This is a genomic window from Haliea sp. (genome assembly GCF_040222615.1).
Taxonomy (GTDB): Bacteria; Pseudomonadota; Gammaproteobacteria; order Pseudomonadales; family Halieaceae; genus Haliea.
Genome location: NZ_JAVKCQ010000032.1, coordinates 1 through 17,249, shown reverse-complemented (window position 1 = coordinate 17,249; position 17,249 = coordinate 1). Strand labels below are relative to the sequence as shown.

The window sequence follows — 17,249 nt, the reverse complement described above, 5'->3', positions numbered from 1 at the left end:
AGCAACCGCGGAACCGCTGCCCCAGGTCTCTGCACACACCTTGGTCAGCGCCGCCGTCAGCGTCGTCTTGCCATGGTCTACGTGACCAATCGTGCCCACGTTCACGTGGGGCTTGTTACGTTGGAACTTTTCCTTTGCCATTTCGACGGTCTCCTATTACCGGCCTGGTCCTGCAGCAATACCGCACACTACCGTTTTGCTCCCTGCCGGCACCTGCGGGGCCGAACCGGGACTGGGTGGAGCTCATAACCGGATTTGAACCGGTGACCTCTTCCTTACCAAGGAAGTGCTCTACCGACTGAGCTATATGAGCTTTACACTTTACCCAACTGGAGCGGGTAGCGGGAATCGAACCCGCATCATCAGCTTGGAAGGCTGAGGTTCTACCATTGAACTATACCCGCCTGACCCGCTACTATCCGGCGGATTAGCCGCGCGAGTGCGACTCCTGCTACTCTTTCCTGCCTTCTTTACTCTGGTGGAGGGGGGTGGATTCGAACCACCGAAGCTTTCGCGTCAGATTTACAGTCTGATCCCTTTGGCCACTCGGGAACCCCTCCGAAAGGCGGCATATTGTCCTGACAGCACCTGTCTTTGTCAACCAATTGTGCAAACAAATATCAGCCGCCCGAAAGGGGCCTCCGCTGCGCCCGTGACGCCGGCTTCCCGCAGGGCGCAGAGAGCCGCCAACACCTCTGATTCCGGGCGTCCGGCGGCGGTCAGCCCTCCAGCGCGATGGTCGCCAGCGCCTTGACGTGCATGCCCCACTTGTCGTTCTGGCCGACCACCTCCACTTCCACGGTGTTCCCCTCCACGGCCTTGACCTCGCCGCTCATGGTCATGGTGGTACCGGGGATGTTGGGCGCGCCGAGACGCACGCTGAGCTTGCGGATTACCGCATTGCGACCCACCCAGTCCCGGAGGTAGGTTTCAGTGAGGCCCTGGGTGGTGAGTATGTTCATATACACGTCGGGCATGCCGCTGGCCTGGGCGAAGGCCTTGTCGTGGTGTACTTTCTCGAAGTCCCGGGTGGCGATCGCACCGCAGGTTACCAGCGAAGTGGTAACGGCGATCGGACGCTCCGGCAGCGCCTGGCCCACGCTGACATCGCTGCTCTTCAGATTCTCGCTCATGGTCAATCTCCTGGTGGGCGGGGCTCAGGCCTGGCCTTTGCTGGCGGGGCGGAACTTGAGGACCTTGAAGGTTTGCCGACCCACGGGTTCTCCGTCCTGATCGGTAAACTCGGTAACCGTCTCATAGAAGTAACCCTCACCGAGTCCCGTGGTCTTGCGCGGGGAGATATTGTCGATCACCGTGCGCTGGGAGATCACATCCCCCAGGCGCAGTTCGCGGAAGTATTCCTGGTTGGTGTCGGTGGCAACGATGCCGTTGTAACCGTGCTCGTCCAGCAGGTCGATCAGTTCGACCTGGGGATCCTTGGGTCGTCCGGTGCTGGCCACTGCATAGCCTGTCTGGTTCCAGACGAACAGGGTAGTGACCGGGGCCACCAGCTCTCCGCGAGCGCCGACGGCTGCCGCTTGCTCGTCGAGGTGATCGGGATTCCCGTTGCCCATGACGTCGCACCAGTGGCGAATCATCGGCTTGTTGACGGGGTCGGCGGCGGTCGAGGAGCCGCACTCCCGCCCCACGAAGGCATATATCCTGGCCTCCAGGGCGGCGATATCTTCCATACTCATCTGCAATTGCTCCGGGTTGAGGTACGCCCCATCCAGATCCTGGAGACCTGCCTGGCGGCGAGCGATGGGCAACAACATAATTGAATTTATATTCAATTTCAATTATGTTTTACCGCAGTCAGAATTTCATCCCCAAAGGCAGATAACAACTGGTGACGCATATGGCACAGAGCTTCCGCATGAAACCCCCAATGGGGGAAGACAATGGCTGGTGGTGGCAGCAGGCCGCAGCCGGCAGTTTGGCCATACAGCGCTGCCAGGACTGCGGCACCCTGCGCCACCCACCCCGCCCCATGTGCGGCGAGTGCCACTCCCTGCGCTGGGACCACATCACCGCGTCGGGCCGCGGAGTCATCGAGAGCTTCACCGTGCTGCATCACCCGCAGTTTCCGGGCTTCGACTACCCCCTGGTCATCATCCTGGTGCAGCTGGAAGAAGGTACCCGCTTCACCTCGCAACTGGTCAATTGCACACCGGAGGACGTCCAGTTCGGCATGCAGGTGAACATGGTCATGCACGAAGACCCGGACGGCTTCCGCCTGCCTGTATTCGAACCGGCACAGGAGGCAGCAGCATGAGTCATTTCCTCAAGGACAAGGCCGCCATCGCCGGTATCGGCCTGACCGATTTCTCGAAGAAATCCGGCGTTTCCGAGCTGTCCCTGGCGGCCCAGGCCACCCTGGCCGCCTGCGAGGACGCCGGCCTGCCGCCCTCGGAGATCGACGGTTTCGTCAGCTATACCCTGGATTCCACCGACGAGATAGAACTGGCCCGCACTGTGGGGGCCAACGATCTGAAGCTGTTCACCAAAGTGAACTATGGCGGTGGCGCCGCGGTGGGCACGATCCTCCACGCGGTCATGGCGGTCGCCACCGGCGTGGCCGACAACGTGATCTGCTACCGGGCCATGAACGGGCGCTCCGGCCAACGTATGGGCCAGGGCATTTCCGGGCAGATCGTCAGTTCCGACCTGGTGCACTGGTCCTGGTACATGCCCTACGGCATGCTCACACCCGGCTCCTGGATCGCGATGATCGCCAACAAATACATGCACCACTTCGGCGTCACTGCTGAGGATCTGGGCCGGGTGGCAATATCCCAGCGCAACTACGCCCAAAGCAACCCGCGGTCATTTTTTTACGGCAAGCCCCTGACCATGGACGAATACCTGGGCTCAAAGATGATCGCCGAGCCCCTGCGCCTGTACGACTTCTGCCAGGAGACCGACGGCGGATGTGCGATTCTGGTCACCAGCAGCGCACGCGCCCGGGACCTGAAGCAGAAGCCAGCCATCATTCGCGGCGTGACGCAGGCCTCCACCCGTGGCCAGGAGCAGATGACCAGCTATTACCGGGAGGAACTGGACTCGCTGCCGGAGATGGAACTGGCGGCCAAGCTGGTATACGCACAGAGCGGCCTTGGACCCGCCGATATCGACGCCGCCTGCCTGTACGATGCCTTCACCTCCGAAGTGATCATGCAGCTCGAGAGCTTTGGATTCTGCGGCCGCGGCGAGGGCAAGGACATGGTCCGGGATGGCGCCCTGAATATCGACGGCCGCCTGCCGAACAACACTCACGGTGGACTACTGTCCGAGGCCTACATCCATGGCATGAACAATATCGCCGAAGGCGCGAGGCTGGTCCGCGGCACTTCCACCAGCCAGCCAGAGGGCGTGGAGCATGTGCTGGTCAGCAGTGGCGTCGGCGTTCCCACCGGGGCCCTGATCCTCGGGCGGGACTGACTCAGTCCCGCCACTCCTCCGCCACCGCCCCGCCGCGGACTTCGTTGACCGGCAGCACCATGGCGATGGCGATGGCAAACAGCAGCAGGCAGAATACGATGGCGTCAGCAAGGCCCAGCAGCCACTGCACCAGACCCAGTCCAAAGATCCCGAACACCGCCGCCGCCTTGGCCGCCATGCCCCAATAACCGAAGAATTCCGCCGCCTTGGCCTGGGGAGTCAGCACCCCCACCAGGGCACGGGCCGCGGATTGCGACGAACCGAGGCTCAAGCCGGACAAGACCCCGGCGAACAGGAATACATATTGCGCCTGCCAGGACACATTCAGCCAATATCCGGCCAGCGCGGTCAGGTTTGGCGTCTGCCAGATCGCGAGAATGGCCAGCAACCACAGGGAGAGCGTAGCGATGTAGGTATTGCGCGCTCCCAGCCGCTGCTGCAGCAGACCGAAGCCCAGAGCGCCAGCGGCTGCGGTAAGCTGCACGGTGACAAACATCGCTATCCGCACTTCCTCGTCCCAGCCAATCACCTGGGCGCCGTAGATGAACGAGAAGGCGATGATGATGTAGATGCCGGCCATGGCGAAGAACACCGACACCAGCAGGGTTCGCAGGTCGCGGAACTCATCCAGGGCCTGGCGGGTAGCTCGCAGCCGGGTAAACCCCATCCGCACCAGCTCAGGGGCCGACAGTACCGGGCGCTGCAGTCCCCGTTCCCGGAGCCAGACAAAAGTCGGGATCGCTGCGAGCAGGAAGAAGCCGCCGGCGAAGGGACCCACCCAGCGAATGCGCTGGTAGTTCTCCAGCGCCACGTCGCCCAGGAAAAACAGAGTGAAGGCCGTTGCCACCAGGCCACCGACATAGCCCAGGGCCCAGCCCAATCCGGAAATCCAGCCCAGGGCCTGGCGCGGCCCCAGATCCGGCAGAAAGCTGGCGATAAAACCCTCGCCGATGGCGTAGGCAAAGTTGGACAGGATAACCAGCACCATGGCGGTGACTATCCACCCCGGCTGGACAAAGTACAGCAGCGAGGTGGTCGCGACGGTCAGCACGTAACTGGCGAACAGAAACCGTTTGCGACTGCGGGAATAATCCATCATCGCACCACACACCGGGTTGGCCACCACCACCAGCAGGTAGCTGACCGCCAGCGCGACGCTCCACAGCAGATTGCCCAGACGATAGTCAGGGGCATCCCCCACCACCACACGGGTAAACAGGTCCCCGAACACCACCGTGATGATCAGCAGCGTGTAGCCCTGATTGGCGAAGTCAAACATGGCCCAGGCAAAGATTTCGCGCCTGGGGGCCAGCGGCCGGGTTGCGGAGGGAGCGGTCACGGCACCTGCTGCCCCTCCTGCGGCAGCCTCCGGTAGACCCATACCCGCCGCCCGTCATCCAGTTCCGCGGCGACTCGCTGGTAGCGGATACCCAGGCGTTCATAGCGATCCAGGCGGCGCAACCCGGAAGGCTGCACCGTCAGCAGCTCACCGCGCACCCCCGCGGCCGGCGCTGGCATGAGGTCCAGTCCCCGTCTGCGATAGCCCGGCAGCATGGCCTCCTCTGCGGCGACGGGGCCACCCAGCACCAGCCAGCGCACCAGCGGATTGCGCAGCGTGCCGTAGACAAACACCTGCTGCTCGCCCGTCCCCATCACTGGCGCGTAGCCGGCCGGCAGCTGATAGCTGAAAGGGCTCAGCAGAACCCACCACAGGTATACCCCGGGCACCACAACAGCCGCGGCGCTGGCAGTGGCAAGCCAGCGCAACCGAAGCTTTCTTCTCTGCCTGTGATCTGGAGTCATGGCTTTCTGCTCGGAGAACCTGCGGACTATAATGCCCTCACTGTGAACTTGAGGCTACGCCAACGGCTGCAACATGCCCTCCTGCCAGCAATTGCTCGACGACGTCCGCGCCTGCACCCTGTGCGAGCCGGAACTACCACTGGGCGCACGCCCGGTCATCCAGCTGCACCCGGCGGCGCGGATCCTGGTGGTCGGCCAGGCCCCCGGCCGCAAGGTCCACGAAACCGGCATTCCCTTCAATGACCCCAGCGGCGACCGCCTCCGCGAGTGGCTGGGCGTGGACCGCGCACAGTTCTACGACGAGCAGCTGTTCGCCCTGCTGCCCATGGGATTCTGCTACCCGGGCAGCGGCAAGGGGGGCGACCTTCCACCGCGCCCCGAGTGCGCCGCCACCTGGCGGGCGCCGCTGCTGGCGCAATTGCAGCGGGTACAACTCACCCTGGTGCTGGGCCAGTACGCCCAGGCCTGGCACCTGGGCGGCGGGCAGATTCCCGTCACCCGGCGCGTCCTCGCCTGGCGCCAGTCATGGCCCGGGCTGGTACCCCTGCCCCACCCGAGCCCGCGCAACAACCGGTGGCTGCACAACAACCCCTGGTTCGCGGCAGAGCTGCTGCCGGCGCTGCGCGAACGTGTGGCGGAGATACTGACATAGGCGGCAGTCTTCTCCCGCAGGAATAACGTGCAGCTCTTTGGCCAAGGGTACGCACTGGAATGAACTGCGACTTCAGCCCAACGGGGCTATGCCATGACCATCGTGCCTGCCGGACGGGGGTATCCGTCAGCCGTACGGGCGCACCCACAGTTCGGGTGTGCCCCGCAGCACCGCACCGCTGAAGCGCACCGGTCGACCCGGGCAGAGTCGCATGCGCGGGAAGCGGGCGAACACCCGCTCAATGGCGGTTTCCAGCTCGCGCCGCGCCAGGTGCGAACCGAGGCAGAAGTGTTCGCCATGGCCAAAGGCGAGATTCTTCTCCGGGCGCGCAGAATCGAAACGATGGGGGTCGCTGAATACCTTCGGGTCCCGGTGGGCTGCTGTGATGCCAAACAGGACCCAGTCGCCCTCCCTGATGGCGACCCCACCCAGCTCCCTGTCCTTGCTGCAGCGGCGAGGCAACAGGGCGGTTGGCGGCTCCCAGCGCAGCGCCTCCTGCACGATCGCTTCACGCTCGGGCGCGCCGGCCATGGCCGGGGCGCGCACCGCGGGATCGGACAGGATTGCATAGAAGAGGCTGCCAGCCACCTTGTAGGTGGTGTCCGAGCCCGCGGGAAACAACAGCCGCAAGAAAGAATAGATCTCCTCGTCGGAAAGCCGCTGGCCCTCAAACTCCGCCGTTGCCAGCAGGGATATCACGTCGTCACCGGGTCGCCCCCTGCGCTCATCCAGAATGGGCTGCATGTACCCGGCAAATTCATTGCGAGCCCTGAGCGCACCCTCGGGATCCCAGGGGTAGTCGATCAGTTTCAGCGCCCACTCCAGTAATTTGCCCTCGTCATGCACCGGAATCCCCAGCATGCGAGCTATAACAGAAAAAGGGTAGGGCCGGGTGAAGGCTTGCACCAGATCGACTTCCTGCCGTCCATCGAGGCGGTCTAGCAGTTCATCGGCGATCGGGGCGATTACCGCCTCCACTGCATCACGGACCTGCCTGGGGAAGAAGGGTTTGGACACCAGTGTGCGATTGACCCGGTGCTGCTGCCCCGACATGGTCTGCAAGGTCTTGCCCATCGACGGTTCGGAGTGCACGGTGTAGGCTGCTTTCGAGGCGAAATGCTCCTCGTCCGCAAAAGCCTGCTTCAATTCCTCGTAGCGCGTGATCAGCCACACGGTTTCGCCGTGATAGGTAACGGGGACCACAGCACCGATGGTCCGCAGTTCGTCCATTCGGTGGTGCAGGTCGGGCAGCTCGTCGTAGGCGAAATCAACGCCCGGCATAAGAGCGTCTGCGGTGATCATGGCGTTTACCTCGCTGGCTTGTCATTATTGTTTCATTGGCCAAGTATGGATCACAACGTGGAGCGAATGCAGCTGGCGGGGATACGATGACAATCCGGTACAAATTATTGATGTGCTGGGTTGCGGCGATCGGCTTCGCCTCGATGGCAGACAGCAGCGACATGTCGGATGCGCCGAACGTCTTGCTTATCATCGCTGACGATCTCGGCATCGGCGATGTGGGTGCCTACGGCTCCAGATGGATCAATACGCCGAATATAGACCAACTGGCCGCCGAAGGGGTGCGCGCTCTGGATGCGCATGCTACAGCGGCGGTCTGTACACCCTCGCGCTACTCCATTCTTGCGGGGCGCTACTATCACCGCTACCCCCGCAATTGGGGTGGCGAAGCGCTTATTGAGGCAGACCGGCCGACGATTGCCTCGGTTTTTCGCGACCACGGCTATGCCACTGGCTATTTCGGCAAGGTGCATACCGGGTGGGGCGAGCCGGGTCCGGAGCGCAAATACCGCCAGGATATCGAGTGGAACGGTGAACTGCCGCGCGGCGTGCTGGAAATGGGCTTCGATACCTATTTCGGAACACCGGCCTCTCACAATGAGCCTCCGTTTGTTTTCGTGGAAGACCGCCATGTGGTCGGCCTGGACGCCAGGGACCCACTCGAAGTCCCCGATCCAGCGGTGGAGCGTGGTCCATGGGGTTGGGGCGTCAGCCGTGGCGCCGCGGGCGCGCATGCTGCGCGGCCGGTCGACCAGATAGACCAGATCGTTACCGAAAAGGCCATCGCGTTCATCAAGGCAAGCGCCGGCAAAAAGCCATTCTTCATCAATCTGGCCTATGTGGCGCCACATGTTCCCATTGCACCTGCGGAGGCATTCAAGGGCCGCACCAAACTCGGATGGTACGGCGACTATGTGGAACAGATGGACTGGAGCGTCGGGGAGATTTTACGAGCCCTGGAAGCGCTGGAACTGGCCGACAACACACTGGTCATTTTCACCAGCGACAACGGGGCAATCTATCACCGGGAATACCTGGCCAAGGGGCAAAATTCCAATCTCGACTGGCTGGGCCAGAAAACCGATGCCTGGGAAGGTGGCGTACGGGTGCCGTTTATCGTTCGCTGGCCGGGCAAGGTTCCCGCCGGCAAGGACGTGGAACCGCTGCTGTCGCTGATGGATATTCCGACAACCGTCTGGGCGGCTGCCGGGATTACGCCGCCGGACGGTGCCGCCCCCGACGCGCTCAATGTGCTGGACCTGCTCACCGGCAAGACCACAGAAGCGATTCGCAATGAACTCTACATGATCGGGATCACCGGGCAGGCGCTGCGCTCGGGCGACTGGGTTTACATTCCGACCCAGGGTTCCGCTGGCATCACCACCGACCCGCGCATGAGTTGGGCGGTCCAGTTCGGCGCCTTGGGCCTGGAGAATTCCGACTACAACGCGGACGGAACCCTCAAGCCCGACGCGCCGCCGGCACAGCTCTACAACCTGCGCAGCGACCCGCGGCAGTCGACAAATGTCATCCTGGAACATCCGCAAAAGGCCGCCGAGCTGGCGGCCAGATTCCATGCAATCAAAAACTTCAGGGTGACAGTACCGCAGCGGTAAACCGCGAGACCCTGACAGGCCACGGTGAAGCACCACGGCAACAGTCACCCATAGGAAAAGGAAGCCACATGCTCAAGAACCAGAAAATCCTCCTGACCGGCGCCTCCGGCCAGATCGCCTTGCCGCTGGGGCAGTTTCTCGCCACTGACAACGAGGTCTGGGCGGTCGCCCGCTTCAGCGAACCCGGGTCCCGCGCACGCTGCGAACAGGCGGGCATGGTCACCCGTAGCATCGACCTCGCCAGCGGCGATTTCGGAGATCTGCCGCAGGACTTCGACTACGTCTTGCACCTTGCGGTGTTTCAGCTCGCCGGCCAGGATTACGACCATGCCCTGCAGGTCAATGCCGAGGGTACCGCTTTGCTGATGGCGCATTGCCGTGGCGCAAAGGCCTGCCTGGTGATGTCCACCTGTGCGGTGTATGCGCTGAATCCGGACCCGCGTCATGCCTTCCGGGAGGAAGACCCCCTGGGGGATTCCCGCCAACCCTACTCGCCGACCTACGCCATTTCCAAGATCGCCCAGGAAGCGGTCGCTCGCAGCTGTGCACGCCTCTACGCCCTGCCAACCACCATTGCCCGCATGAACGTGTCCTATTCCAGCAACGGTGGACTGCCGGCCTATCACCTGGACACCATCATGCGGGGCGAGGAGATCGTGCTGCCGCCCGGCGGCGAGGCCTGGTATACCTGCATCCACCAGGACGACATCAACCGTCAGGTCGAGGCACTGCTGACCGCCGCCTCGGTACCGGCCACCATCGTCAACTGGAGTGGCGACGAACCGGTCGATGTGCGCAGCTGGTGCCAGTACCTGGGGGAACTGGCCGGGCGGAAACCCGTTTTTCGCGAGGACGACAGCCCGTCGATACCCTCGAGGGTGACCGACAACCGGCGTCGACTGGAACTGGTGGGCCCCTGCCGCGTCAGCTGGCGGGAGGGATTTGCCGCCATGGCCAGGGAGCGCTATCCGGGCTTATGAGCAACGCAGGCAAAGGCCCGGGGAACCTCACCCCGGGCGGCCCACCTGCGGTGTACCGTCCAGATGAAAAAGGTGGCCATGACGGCGTTTGAAAATGAAATAGGTTAGTGACGCGAGGTAGCCTCCAACGGTCGCGATGATGTAGAGCACAGACATCAGGTCCGCCGCCCAGAGTGGGTTGTATCCCAGCCAGGCGAGGTCGAATCCCGCATCGTGAGATCGCGAGCGCATGAACGCCATGATGTGCTCCGCATTATTCTGGCTGAGGTACATACCAAACAGCAGCAATACGGAAACAATCGAGAACAGAGCGGCCGAGATAGAAGCGAGAAGCGAAGAGATCCTGTCAGCCACCAGATAACTCATAACGAGGAATCCCGACAGGAGACTGACGTAGCCAAAAAAGAGCTGATTGGTCAGTGCGACGTAGCCTTGAAATGCTGCGACCAGTTCGGACTCATTCATTGCGTTAACATCCTTTCAGAATAAGCTTGAACTACTACTTCACCACATAGTCCCGCGCTTCCAGGCAAGCGCTGAGAGCACGACTGTAGTCATCCTTGAGACTGGCATTCGAGTCAGTCGAGGTCGGGTCGAAGCCCGTTTCCCTGTTCGCCCAGAGGTGGCACTCGTAGCGGTCGCGACCGGTCTGCTCTTCAGACTGGCCGGCAGCCGGGTAGACGATGATACGACCCGACGCCTCCTCCATGGGCAATATCTCGGGCGGGTCGCTGGGCGGCTCCACGACCTCGTAGCCTTTCGCCAGTGGCCGATAGTAAACACCTGCGTAGTAGTGATACCGTCCCGGGCCGGTGCCAATGGTGATGAATCCGCCAGGCAGGGCCGGAATGATCGCGCCAATGGGTGCCGTAATACTGACGTACACTCCGCCTGAGTGCCGGTAGAAGTGACCACCCCAGAAATAGTAGGGATTGCCACCGTGCACCACGCGATGATGACTCTTCGGCAGTTGCTTCATCGTGACGCGCTTGTGGTCCTGGTTGCCCGGGTTGTGCTGCGCCGCCACCGATGTGGAGATGGACGCCAGCAGAACAACCGCAGACAGGCAATTCCGGTATTTCATTAATTGAACTCCTCTGAAGACATGCTGACCTGCAACTTCCTCGCCAGCGAAGGGGAGGAACCCTGGGGGATATCCACGAAGAGAAACCGCGCGGGATTGTCCGGTGTCAGGACGAATTCTGTCTGGTAACCGTTGCTGCGCCTGGTCGCCAACATTTTCAGCGTCTGCGCGGATTCCTCATCACCGTACAATCGGCTCTCGAATCTCAGGGCACTTGCGGATTTCCGCAGGTTAAACCTGCCCATCACGGTGAGGTCGGAAAGCGTTTCGGGGTATCTATCGTGGGCCGTGACCGGGGACAGCAGTATGCCCTCCAGCACCAGGACGCCCTCCTCGTCGGTAAGCGACACATTACTCCTGACCGCTGACAGTACTGCGTCACGGTTGCGATTGAACTCAAACATTGTCACCTTGCCATCCTGGTTGTCATCAATGCCGGCAAATGCTGATACCGGAATCGAGATCACCATAAAAACCGCGTTGTCTACGAAATTCAGTGTGCCATGCTGGGCTACCATCAGGTGAGCGCGCACCGGAACAGCCAGCATGACCAGCAGCAAAACCGGGCTGGAAAGTAAATTGCGCAGAGGCATCGCTATCACTCCTGAATCCTAGAACCGAGGCGGACCAACAGTTCCGTTACTTTCCACCAGCCCCCGCACGCAGCGCTGGAAATACGGATAGCTGTCTGTCGCGAAGTAATGATAAATGCCCGCAGGGAACTCCGGGGTAACCCCCAATCGACCATTGCACTCGTCAAGGTCGCCCAGGCCCTCCACATACTCATAGTCCTGAGCGAAGGTACCCAGCGGATAGAGGCTCGTTGATGGTCTGGAACTGCTGACTTCGGTGACCAGACGATAACTTCCCGTCATCACCTTCAGCGCTGAGCGCGAGTCATCCGCATCGCTGTAACCGTAGCGGGCGTAGATCGGAAAGCCATCCGCGGCCCAGCCGATCAAGGTCATTGTCGAGCTGTCCCCACCGCGCTTGGCAACAAAACCTTCCGGCATGCCGTGGTAGTGGTAGATACCATCCGGTTGAACGTGGGCATTGTTCTCATCAGTACCGAAATCGAAAGCCGTCTGGCCCAGGGCCTCAATATTCCAGTTACCTACATTGCCACCCAGGCTACAGCTGCCACCAGAGTCATTGCAGGTGCCGCCGGTGCCGGCGTCAACTTTCACCCCATTGATCACGTAGGCTATGGTGCCGCGTGGACCGCCCAGCTCTGTGGCCGCCTGCGACATTTGCGGCTCAAGGGGAAAGCTTGCCGATACATCTTGCTCGGTAATCGTATTCGGATTAGCCGGATTGGGGAATGTGCCTACCTCATGGTCGGGGATGCCGTTCGCCGCCAGGTGCCGGGTCGTACCGGAGCAGGTCCACTCGGAAACACTCGTATAATTCAGCGATGGTTGCGCGTTCAGCGTGGTATCCCGGTAATCACAGAGCACGCTACCGGTCGAACCTGACCAGAACGTCGGCTCCAGGTAGAAGACCTCGTCGCTGTACAGCAGGGCCATTAAAGCCGGGAAACCGGCGAACCCTGTTGTGGCCAGCAAACAGGGGGCTGTGCTGCCCCCGCAGAGCCCACCTTGACGAGCTGCCCAGCCGCTAAAGGTGTACCCGTCCTCCGTCTCCACCCGGAAGGTTTCATCGAACAGCAGATCAGTGACCTCAATGGTGCAGGTAGATCCCGCGCCGCACTGATATTCTCCGGACTCAGTCACCACACTACCGCCCTGCGGGACTTCAATCTGGATCTTGCAGGCACCCAGTGCCAATGCCATGACACTGAGGGCAAAGTGCTTGCAGCATCGACTGATCATGGTTGGCAACTCCGCCCTGATACCGGATCCCCTGTCACACAGCTGGAGGTAAACCCGGATGTCCTCTCTACCTGGAAGCACAGCACCCGCTACTGACCAGAACGACCCGAGTCGCGCTCATCGCCAGGGCCACCCTCGGGGGCGCACACCACGCTGCTCTCATCCTCACTGGGGACAATGCAGGAGCCTTCCAGGGTGTCGCCGCGGCGACCGGTCATCGTGCAGCTGTCACCAGCGGCGAGATCAGCGCAGGCCTCGTAAGCTTCCGGGGGCGGCCCGCGCCGCGCTCCCTGGCCTCCACCGGGTTGCGCGCAGGCGACCTGGGCCATCACGGTAGCGCCCAACAGCAGCGCCAGGACAGGGTTCTTGATCGTTACTTGCTTTGCCATGAGAGCCTCCTTGATGCTCGTCCAATGCTGTCAGTATCGGAGCAAAACAAGGAGTGATGAGGCAGGAAGTGTGGAAAAACTGTGGAGTTGGCGACGCTATTCGAGTTTGTAGCCAACACCGTAGATAGAGTGCAGCAGTTCTTCTTCACCCAGCGCCTGATGCAGTTTCTTGCGCAAGTTCTTTATATGGGTATCGATAGTGCGGTCGCTGACGATACGGCTGTCGGCGTAACTCAGCGCCATCAGTCGATCGCGGGAAAACACGTGGCCCGGGCGTGAAATCAGCGCCTGCAACAGCCTGAATTCCACCGGCGTGAGTTCGACGCTCTGGCCACCGGCGTCACACTGGAAGCGATCGGGAAACACGCTCACGTTGCGATAACTCAGCTGGTTCGGGTCCACCTCGGCCGGCCGTGCCTTGACCCGCCGCAGGATGATCTTCACCCGCGTCACCACCTCTCTCGGACTGAACGGCTTGCACACGTAGTCATCGGCTCCGAGCTCCAACCCGACCAGGCGATCGATTTCATCCACCCGGGCGGTGAGCATCATGATCGGCACGTCCGAGAACCCACGCACCTCGCGGCAGATGGTCAGACCATCCACTCCCGGCAGCATCAGATCGAGGATGATGAAATCCGGCCTGCGCTCACGCACGAATTCGACAGCGCCACTGCCCACATTGAGAATTGAAACCTCATGGCCTTCACGCCTCAGGTAGTCCGCCAGCAACTGGGCGATCTTGGGCTCGTCCTCGACGACCAGGATGTGAGGTGTGTCAACCATGATCCAATTCTATCAGTGGAAGCTCAACCCGGACACAGAGCCCGCCGAGGGACGATGCAGATGCGGTGATCGTGCCCCCGTGAGCCTCGGCGACCTTGCGACAGATAGCGAGGCCAAGACCCGCCCCGCCAGTGCGGCGGCTGCGGGAAGACTCCCGGCGATAGAGGGGCTCGAACAGCCGTTCACACTCATCCCTGTCCACCCCCGGCGGAGTGTCCTCGACCAGCACCACCGCTGTGCCCTTTTCCCGGAATGCCCTGATAAAGACCTTGCCTGGCGCATCGGTATAGGCCAGCGCATTGGTCAGCAGGTTGTGCCACAGCTGGTCCAGACGCCTCTGATCCGCGTTAACCCCCAGCGGCTCTCCACTGAGGAAGCAGCAAATTGCGATCCCCTGCTCTTCCGCTCTGGCTTCGAAGCCGGCCACCACCGAGGCGAGGGACTGATCCAGCGCAATCGGGGAAAATTCATAGCGCAGGCCCCCGATGTCCGACACGGAAAGCTCATACAGGTCGTCGATGAGGAAGCGCAGACGCTGCACCTCCTGCATCAGAGATTCCAGCTGCTCTGCATCTACGGGCCGGACACCATCCTGCATGGCCTCCAGCTCCCCCGCCAGCACCGCGACGGGCGTACGCAGCTCGTGGGAAACGTTGGCAAACCAGCGCTGGCGCGACTCCCGGCTCTCCTGCAGGGTCACCGCAAGGCGGTCGAGATTGCGCATCAGGTCGCCCAGCTCATCCAGCCTGTGGCTGCCGAGTCGGATCGAATAGTCCCCACTGGACAGCTCACTGACGTTTTCGTGCATGCGACGAATGGGCGACAGCATACCCCGGGCGAGAATAATGGAAATGACCAGCGCGAGTACCATGGCAGAGAGCCCTATCATCCAGGTCGCCCTGATCTGCTGCTGCAGGAAGGCCTCTTCCTCGGGAGAGGTCAGCTGATGACGCAATGCGCTGCGCAATTCGCCAATAGCGACGCCGTCGACAACTATGGCGGCGCGGTTGAGTTCACCGCTGGATTCTTCCAGAGAAGGTCCCGCCACCAGCATGCCCGCGGTGTCATACACGGCGGTAGGTGGATACGGCAGCTGCCTCCCGCGCGGCGGTGGGTCGAATGCAGCTCCCGGGGGAGGTGGAGGCCTGCCGGACCGGTCGGGAGCCAGACCGGGCTCTGCCGGAGCCGAGTCCAGCAACAGTTGTGTCAGGCGCCGGGGGGTCAAGCCGTCCCAATTGCCGCCTGCTCGCCTGTACTCTGACGCCACAGCAGCCTGGGCCCGCTGCAGGCGAAGCTCCTCGATATCATTCACATAGCCGAGAAAACCGCGCTCGAAAGTCCAGCGGGAAACGCTGAGAGAGGCAATCAGCACGACCAGGGTCAATCCCATGAACGCAATGATGTACCTGGACTGGATGGACAGCTTCATGCGGCGAGTATAGCCGAGATACAAGCTTCGCCTTTAACCCGATCAGCCAATTGTTGACCCTCCGCCACAGCCTGCTTCGCCAACGGCATTCCGCCACGGTCGTGACTGTAGTTGTTGATCCTAACCTGCGAGGTCCCCTCGCTGACGCCCTCACCTGAATCTACCTTGAATCTCCACGCCAGCTACACATTTGCCCTGTAGGCTGGGAGAAAGAACTGGCAGGCGGCGATGGTGAGCACGATGCCACCTTACACGCTGCACGTCCAAGGGAGATATCTGCAATGACCATCCTCACTACCCACTGCCGCGCCCTGCTCCTGGGGGCGCTGCTCGCCCTGACGTCCGCCTGTGGCTCCAGCAATGGATCTTCCGGTGACAGCACTACTGCGACAGCTACGACGGATACCAGCACGGATGCGGGTGACGATACGACGACAACGTCCCGGGAGGGCATGGATATCGACTTGTTCCAAGACGGCGCACTGGCGTCGGAGATCACCACGGTGAGCTGCACGCTCTCCGGGGGCACCCAGACGACCTGCTACCGCATCGAAATCGCCGGCACGCCCGCCGCCAGGGAAATAGGGCCTTTCTGCCCCCCTTCGATCTACTCCGAGGCCGACGAAGGGGGCATCTGGTTCGACGGCAGCGGCACAGTGTGGGATATCGATGGTGAATTCATCACCAATCTCGGCAATATCTACGGCGACTCCAACTGGCTGCTGTATGACACCGCCTCGGGTGAGGTGAATGTCACCGACACGCAGATAGCCTGCGAGGCAGCGGCCCGACCCAACGTCGACCCCGAGTACCAGAATCACTGTGTGCAGTGCTCGCTCGACTACTACGGTGGCGGCGTTGCGCAGACTGTATTGATCCCCACCGCACCCGTGCCCCTGTCCTCGCCTGCCTCTCTAAATAACGGGGATCTGGGGATCGCACTGGATGGCGTGATACTCGCACCGCCGGCACCGGTACAGGCAATCCTCGCCGCCTATACCATTGCCGCGTTCGACGACTGTGGCGGCCACGTGAACCCGGTCGAGGGGTATCACTACCATGCCTCCGTCGGCTGTGCTGAAAGGGGGTACGACGACGACGGCCATTCGGGGGTGATGGCTTATGCCCTCGACGGCTACGCCATTTACGGTATGTCGTATGCCGACGGCAGCGAACCTGACGACCTCGATGCCTGCCGCGGACATACCGAGCTGGAACGCGGGTACCACTACCACGCGGCCAGCGCTGCCGAAAACATGTTCATCGGTTGCTTCTCCGGTGAACAGGGCAGCGTTCAATGACCGCGGGCAAGCCTGGCGTTTTACCGTTGTTCCTGACGACCATTCTGGCCGCCGCCCCCCTTCAGGCGCATGAGGGTCACAGCAACCAGATTCCCTGGCAATCCTGCGAGGACAAGCAGCTGGGTGACCCCTGCGAATACGCTAACGCGGCCCGGGACCTCTACCGGGGTAGCTGCCGCGAGATGCAACAGCAACTTATGTGCGTCAGGAATCAACCGATTATCCGGGGTTGCACGGATCCGGCGCTCTGCCCGTCTCCTCCGGATAGCCCGACATTCATTCGCCCTGCAAGGGAGTCCGCCGACGGCGGTGCATCCTGATACGTCGAGTCAGGGAGGGCCCGGCCTGCAGAAGAATGCGGTTACCGCTCAGGACTTGTCCGTCGCCGAAGACCCTCAAGCGGGGAGAGCCGAAGGGCTTATGGGTTCAGGAATTTTGAGAATTATCGACTGAGAGTCTTAACCCATTGTGGGTGGGCGGTGCGGCGTTCCGCTGGCATTATCAACCGGGTTTAGTGAAAATCGGTCGATCCCCCGTGTATGGACTCCTCCTCGTTTGCAAGGGGTTTGATCTCAGGCAGTAGGATCGATTGCTCACGTGTATTCGGTCTCCTGATCGTGTCAATGACACGGGA

The 17,249-nt window shown here is 61.7% G+C and carries 19 protein-coding genes and 3 tRNA genes; 6 read left to right on the top strand and 16 right to left on the bottom strand.

What is annotated here, in order from left to right:
• The 6 genes from RJQ10_RS03350 to RJQ10_RS03325 all read right to left on the bottom strand — a co-directional run.
• On the bottom strand, positions 1–141 hold a 141-nt coding region (locus RJQ10_RS03350), incomplete at its 3' end, for a GTP-binding protein (protein WP_350143620.1).
• Between the two features lie 96 nt (positions 142–237).
• A tRNA-Thr gene (locus tag RJQ10_RS03345) sits at positions 238–313 on the bottom strand.
• Between the two features lie 17 nt (positions 314–330).
• A tRNA-Gly gene (locus RJQ10_RS03340) sits at positions 331–404 on the bottom strand.
• A gap of 72 nt (positions 405–476) precedes the next feature.
• Positions 477–560, bottom strand: a tRNA-Tyr gene (locus RJQ10_RS03335).
• 159 nt (positions 561–719) lie between these two features.
• On the bottom strand, positions 720–1,133 hold the full coding sequence (locus tag RJQ10_RS03330) for a hotdog family protein (protein ID WP_350143616.1): 414 nt from the start codon (positions 1,131–1,133) through the stop codon (positions 720–722).
• Positions 1,134–1,157: 24 nt separating this feature from the next.
• Positions 1,158–1,697: an FAS1-like dehydratase domain-containing protein gene (locus tag RJQ10_RS03325; RefSeq protein WP_350143614.1), complete on the bottom strand. Its 540-nt coding sequence runs from the start codon at positions 1,695–1,697 to the stop codon at positions 1,158–1,160.
• Positions 1,698–1,858: 161 nt separating this feature from the next.
• Here RJQ10_RS03325 and RJQ10_RS03320 point away from each other — a divergent pair, with 161 nt between their 5' ends.
• The gene (locus RJQ10_RS03320; RefSeq protein WP_350143612.1) at positions 1,859–2,275 is read left to right on the top strand and encodes a Zn-ribbon domain-containing OB-fold protein; all 417 of its coding nucleotides are present in this window, start codon (positions 1,859–1,861) and stop codon (positions 2,273–2,275) included.
• Complete coding sequence (locus RJQ10_RS03315; RefSeq protein ID WP_350143610.1) at positions 2,272–3,441, top strand: lipid-transfer protein; 1,170 nt, start codon at positions 2,272–2,274, stop codon at positions 3,439–3,441. Before RJQ10_RS03320 ends, RJQ10_RS03315 begins: the two co-directional genes overlap by 4 nt.
• A gap of 1 nt (position 3,442) precedes the next feature.
• Here RJQ10_RS03315 and RJQ10_RS03310 read toward each other — a convergent pair whose 3' ends face one another.
• Together RJQ10_RS03310 and RJQ10_RS03305 are read right to left on the bottom strand one after the other, a co-directional pair.
• On the bottom strand, positions 3,443–4,780 hold the full coding sequence (locus RJQ10_RS03310; RefSeq protein WP_350143608.1) for an MFS transporter: 1,338 nt from the start codon (positions 4,778–4,780) through the stop codon (positions 3,443–3,445).
• Positions 4,777–5,208, bottom strand: a complete 432-nt coding sequence (locus tag RJQ10_RS03305) for a gamma-glutamylcyclotransferase family protein (protein ID WP_350143606.1) — start codon at positions 5,206–5,208, stop codon at positions 4,777–4,779. Before RJQ10_RS03305 ends, RJQ10_RS03310 begins: the two co-directional genes overlap by 4 nt.
• A gap of 109 nt (positions 5,209–5,317) precedes the next feature.
• On the opposite strand from RJQ10_RS03305, the gene RJQ10_RS03300 reads away from it, so the two are divergent.
• Positions 5,318–5,896 (top strand): uracil-DNA glycosylase family protein, encoded by a 579-nt coding sequence (locus RJQ10_RS03300; protein ID WP_350143604.1) that lies wholly within the window; start codon positions 5,318–5,320, stop codon positions 5,894–5,896.
• A 126-nt stretch (positions 5,897–6,022) separates the two neighbouring features.
• Here RJQ10_RS03300 and RJQ10_RS03295 read toward each other — a convergent pair whose 3' ends face one another.
• Positions 6,023–7,198, bottom strand: a complete 1,176-nt coding sequence (locus tag RJQ10_RS03295; protein WP_350143602.1) for a cytochrome P450 — start codon at positions 7,196–7,198, stop codon at positions 6,023–6,025.
• 86 nt (positions 7,199–7,284) lie between these two features.
• Here RJQ10_RS03295 and RJQ10_RS03290 point away from each other — a divergent pair, with 86 nt between their 5' ends.
• The gene (locus RJQ10_RS03290) at positions 7,285–8,814 is read left to right on the top strand and encodes a sulfatase family protein (RefSeq protein WP_350143600.1); all 1,530 of its coding nucleotides are present in this window, start codon (positions 7,285–7,287) and stop codon (positions 8,812–8,814) included.
• Between the two features lie 68 nt (positions 8,815–8,882).
• The gene (locus RJQ10_RS03285; RefSeq protein WP_350143596.1) at positions 8,883–9,794 is read left to right on the top strand and encodes an NAD-dependent epimerase/dehydratase family protein; all 912 of its coding nucleotides are present in this window, start codon (positions 8,883–8,885) and stop codon (positions 9,792–9,794) included.
• Positions 9,795–9,821: 27 nt separating this feature from the next.
• On the opposite strand, the gene RJQ10_RS03280 is transcribed toward RJQ10_RS03285, so the two are convergent.
• The 7 genes from RJQ10_RS03280 to RJQ10_RS03250 all read right to left on the bottom strand — a co-directional run bounded on the left by RJQ10_RS03280 (position 9,822) and on the right by RJQ10_RS03250 (position 15,314).
• The gene (locus RJQ10_RS03280) at positions 9,822–10,259 is read right to left on the bottom strand and encodes a hypothetical protein (protein ID WP_350143594.1); all 438 of its coding nucleotides are present in this window, start codon (positions 10,257–10,259) and stop codon (positions 9,822–9,824) included.
• Between the two features lie 34 nt (positions 10,260–10,293).
• Entirely contained in the window at positions 10,294–10,878 is a 585-nt protein-coding gene (locus tag RJQ10_RS03275; RefSeq protein ID WP_350143592.1) for a DUF6515 family protein, read from the bottom strand.
• Positions 10,878–11,471, bottom strand: coding sequence for a hypothetical protein (locus RJQ10_RS03270; protein ID WP_350143590.1), 594 nt, complete (start codon positions 11,469–11,471; stop codon positions 10,878–10,880). The genes RJQ10_RS03275 and RJQ10_RS03270 overlap by 1 nt, the downstream gene beginning before the upstream one ends.
• Positions 11,472–11,489: 18 nt before the next feature.
• On the bottom strand, positions 11,490–12,710 hold the full coding sequence (locus tag RJQ10_RS03265) for a YHYH protein (RefSeq protein WP_350143618.1): 1,221 nt from the start codon (positions 12,708–12,710) through the stop codon (positions 11,490–11,492).
• An 89-nt stretch (positions 12,711–12,799) separates the two neighbouring features.
• A complete protein-coding gene (locus RJQ10_RS03260) occupies positions 12,800–13,099 on the bottom strand; it encodes a hypothetical protein (protein ID WP_350143588.1) in 300 nt (99 codons plus the stop codon).
• Between the two features lie 96 nt (positions 13,100–13,195).
• The gene (locus tag RJQ10_RS03255; RefSeq protein ID WP_350143586.1) at positions 13,196–13,885 is read right to left on the bottom strand and encodes a response regulator; all 690 of its coding nucleotides are present in this window, start codon (positions 13,883–13,885) and stop codon (positions 13,196–13,198) included.
• On the bottom strand, positions 13,878–15,314 hold the full coding sequence (locus RJQ10_RS03250) for an ATP-binding protein (protein ID WP_350143584.1): 1,437 nt from the start codon (positions 15,312–15,314) through the stop codon (positions 13,878–13,880). The genes RJQ10_RS03255 and RJQ10_RS03250 overlap by 8 nt, the downstream gene beginning before the upstream one ends.
• A gap of 281 nt (positions 15,315–15,595) precedes the next feature.
• On the opposite strand from RJQ10_RS03250, the gene RJQ10_RS03245 reads away from it, so the two are divergent.
• Positions 15,596–16,615 carry a YHYH protein gene (locus RJQ10_RS03245; RefSeq protein ID WP_350143582.1) on the top strand — a complete coding sequence of 340 codons (1,020 nt, stop codon included), beginning with the start codon at positions 15,596–15,598 and terminating at the stop codon, positions 16,613–16,615.
• The last annotated feature ends 634 nt before the right edge of the window (positions 16,616–17,249 follow it).